Below are 3,185 nucleotides of genomic sequence, written 5' to 3'. Positions count from 1 at the left end.
TAATTTCTATAGTGATAGGGTATCATTTGCTTAAAAATAATTATAGACGCCATTTTCTGAAGCGCTTACCGCAGAACTGAGGATATTTGCGTTAAGGTATAGGTTTTGCGTAATAGTTTAGTTTCATAGATGAAAACGCCACCCTTCTATTGTGGAAGATATAAAAGAAGGGTGTGAAAAGTAAAAGAAATAGCTTAAATTAGGATATCTCCTTTGTGACAACTATATTATTTTTGATTAACAGGTATCCAGACTTCTACTTTGCAGTCTGCTGGGTTTCCATTTAGTAAAATCTCAGCAATAGGATTTCCACTGTATTCATAATCGTAATTCCTAATAAGGATCTCTTTAAAAGCTCGATCTTCAAGCTTATCAAATGCTAATCGAGACAGTCCGCCTTCCCCCTCAAGAACCAGATATTTCCCTTCTGGGAATAAAACCTCTTCTGCTTCGCTGATTGCTGGTTGTAAGGTTTTAACACCTGCATAGTAAAACGTACTGTTTCCATCGGTTGCTACAGCAGCGTAACCGTATTTACTTTCAGCAAGAGGTTTAAGTAAAGACATATTTCCATTTTGAAGCATACCTTTGAAAAATTCAGTTTTTTGACTTGAAAATTGCTCCGAATGGATTTTTTGTGAACCTTCCATTTTTGTTTTAAAACCAACTAAGCGAAAAGCATCCTTTTGTTCAATTTTGTAATTACTCATCTAAAATTCCTCCCTGGTAATTTTTATTTTTAATATAGGTATACTTTATCATAGTAATTATGACACAAGTATGTCATAATTAAAATAAGAGGTGAATTTTTTATGAAAGTAGAACGGCTAATTGCAATAATAATGCTTCTTTTAGAAAGAGAAACTGTGTCAACCAGTGAACTTTCTGAAAAACTGGAAGTGAGTCGAAGAACCATATTCAGAGATATCGATGCTTTAAATGTTGCAGGAATGCCCATCATGGTAACCAGGGGGGCTATGGGTGGGGTAAGTTTGATGAAGTCTTATAAAGTAGACAAAAAATTATTTACCCCAAAAGATGTTCAAAGCTTAATTAGTAGTTTGCAAAGTTATAATCAGTTGCTAGAAAATAAAGAAATCACCAATACCTTGGCCAAATTACAGAGTATGACAGAGGATAATGATTTATTAAAGCAAAATATAAATCATCAGAAATTTTCAATTGATCTGGAACTTAATGAGGGAAATCGCTCGCTCAGAAGTCTGCTTAAAATTACAGAGACAGCTATGAATGAAAAACGATATTTGTTATTCAATTATATAGATAAAAATGGCGAGAGTACTACACGTAAAGTAGAACCTTACAAAGTGGTTTTTAAAGAAAGCAGATGGTATCTACAAGCCTTTAGTGTTGAAAGAAATAACTATAGGATATTTAAGCTGGCTAGAATGAGTGAGATGCGGTTAGATAAGGAAACTTTTACTCCACGGGAGTTTGTATCCTTGCCAATGGATGACTCGGGCTGGATGACAAAAGAAGTTGTGCCGGTTATTATAAAAATAGATAGGTCTCTAAAAGATAAAGTGATAGAGCGATTTGGGGAAGAAAATATTATTGGAATTGAGGGAAATAAGTATATTGCCCAATATCCCATTGCAGACAATGAAGAGGGATATAACATACTCCTTAAATTTGGCAGAAAATGTGAGTTAATTGAACCGCTAAGTGTGAGACAAAATTTTAAAAAATACTTGATGGAAGTTATGGAAATATATAAAGATAATTAGCAAATATACTTACAGGTTACAATTTACTCCCCAGATTAAGAATAAACTTGACATTTACGTTACGTCATAGGGTAAACTGATAACTAATTAATTTTTTAAGGAGTTTGATGATAGATGGTTGATAATAACACAGTTATGAAAGCTGGAAGATGTATAGAATGTGGTGCCAAAGAGACGGATGGATTTTCATGCTATGAGCTATTTGGTTTTCCTCTTGTATGGGAGCATAACGATCCAAAGTTATATGCCTTGCACTTTTGGCTTGTTTCATGCTATATGATTCAACATCCTTCGAACTACACAGCAGAAGGATATAAGCATTTGGTTAATCTATTTATTGACGCTTATGATAATGATTGGGATTCAGCATATATTCTCAAGAAAAATCGATTGATTGTAAAATCAGCAGGCAAAATAGCAAATCAGATTCCGAATTTGGAAAGAAAGCGAGAATTAAGATTGTGGTCGATGACAATTGAAGATATATATTTAGGAGGAGAGCAAAATGCAATCATCAATATTAATAAATGGAAAGAGCAAATAAGAAATGAACTAAGGCGTTGAAATGTATATTAATCAGGCAATTCATAGCAGATAAATCTACTGAAGAGCTTAAAAGAGTGGTACTGTATAAGTAGGAAACAAAAATATGCAAAATCTGGTGGAGTGATTAAGTTTCACAAAAATATAAAAGAAATGCAGGGTGGGGTATAATGGAATATAGGTGCAAGGAAAGTATGGAGGCTCCAGGAATTATGCTCAGGGTTAAAGAACTATTTTTTGACTGGTTATTTATCTGTGCTTATTTAGTGTTGTTGTTAATAATTACTATAGCCATTTATTTTCTGATTTTTAATGGTATTCCAGAATTCACAAATTATCAATTGCAACTTTAACATCAGTGATTCCAATAATTATTGTTTTTTCAATTATGGAGGGATCGAAAAACTTCTGCTCCTAGTGAAAAAGAAAAGTAAATTTAAGAGTTATCTACAAAGGTAACCCTGTTAAAGGGAGTATCATAAGAAACACCTTTAAATTTTTACCCTGGCAATTTGGGCATATGAGTACCATTAATGGCATTTACAATGGCTTTGATACACCTTTTTCGATGATTGTTTTATCATTATCTATGACTCTTTCAATTGCCTATATTCTCATGGGTTTTATAAGTAAGGATAACAGGCATCTAGATGATATATTGGCTGGAAGTAAAGTATAAATGTCAAGCTAGAAATGTAACTTTTTGATCATTTAAGAATGTAGTTTTTTAATCTTCTTCCTGATTAAAATGATCTTTCAATCTATAAGACTTACCATTAATTGTAACGACATGAGCGTGATGTAAAACTCTATCTAAAATAGCATTAGCTATAACAGCATCATAAAAAATATCATCCCAAGAATTAAAATTTATGTTGGTAGTTAAGATGGTAC

At 32.7% G+C, this 3,185-nt stretch carries 4 protein-coding genes; 2 read left to right on the top strand and 2 right to left on the bottom strand.

Annotated elements, in window-relative coordinates; translation table 11 throughout:
• Positions 1-227: 227 nt before the first annotated feature.
• Complete coding sequence (locus ABDZ60_RS10130) at positions 228-710, bottom strand: GyrI-like domain-containing protein (RefSeq protein ID WP_343777914.1); 483 nt, start codon at positions 708-710, stop codon at positions 228-230.
• 102 nt (positions 711-812) lie between these two features.
• Here ABDZ60_RS10130 and ABDZ60_RS10125 point away from each other — a divergent pair, with 102 nt between their 5' ends.
• Both ABDZ60_RS10125 and ABDZ60_RS10120 read left to right on the top strand, forming a co-directional pair.
• Positions 813-1,748, top strand: a complete 936-nt coding sequence (locus ABDZ60_RS10125; protein ID WP_016207353.1) for a helix-turn-helix transcriptional regulator — start codon at positions 813-815, stop codon at positions 1,746-1,748.
• 114 nt (positions 1,749-1,862) lie between these two features.
• Positions 1,863-2,312: a DUF5946 family protein gene (locus tag ABDZ60_RS10120; protein ID WP_343777911.1), complete on the top strand. Its 450-nt coding sequence runs from the start codon at positions 1,863-1,865 to the stop codon at positions 2,310-2,312.
• Positions 2,313-3,018: 706 nt separating this feature from the next.
• On the opposite strand, the gene ABDZ60_RS10115 is transcribed toward ABDZ60_RS10120, so the two are convergent.
• Positions 3,019-3,180: an ATP-binding protein gene (locus ABDZ60_RS10115; protein ID WP_425544854.1), complete on the bottom strand. Its 162-nt coding sequence runs from the start codon at positions 3,178-3,180 to the stop codon at positions 3,019-3,021.
• Positions 3,181-3,185 lie beyond the last annotated feature (5 nt).

Origin of the sequence: Clostridium sartagoforme, from assembly GCF_039521405.1 — a bacterium.
GTDB classification, from domain to species: domain Bacteria; phylum Bacillota; class Clostridia; order Clostridiales; family Clostridiaceae; genus Clostridium; species Clostridium sartagoforme.
The sequence above is the reverse complement of the archived record's forward strand: the minus strand, read 5'-3'. Positions and strand labels throughout refer to the sequence as shown.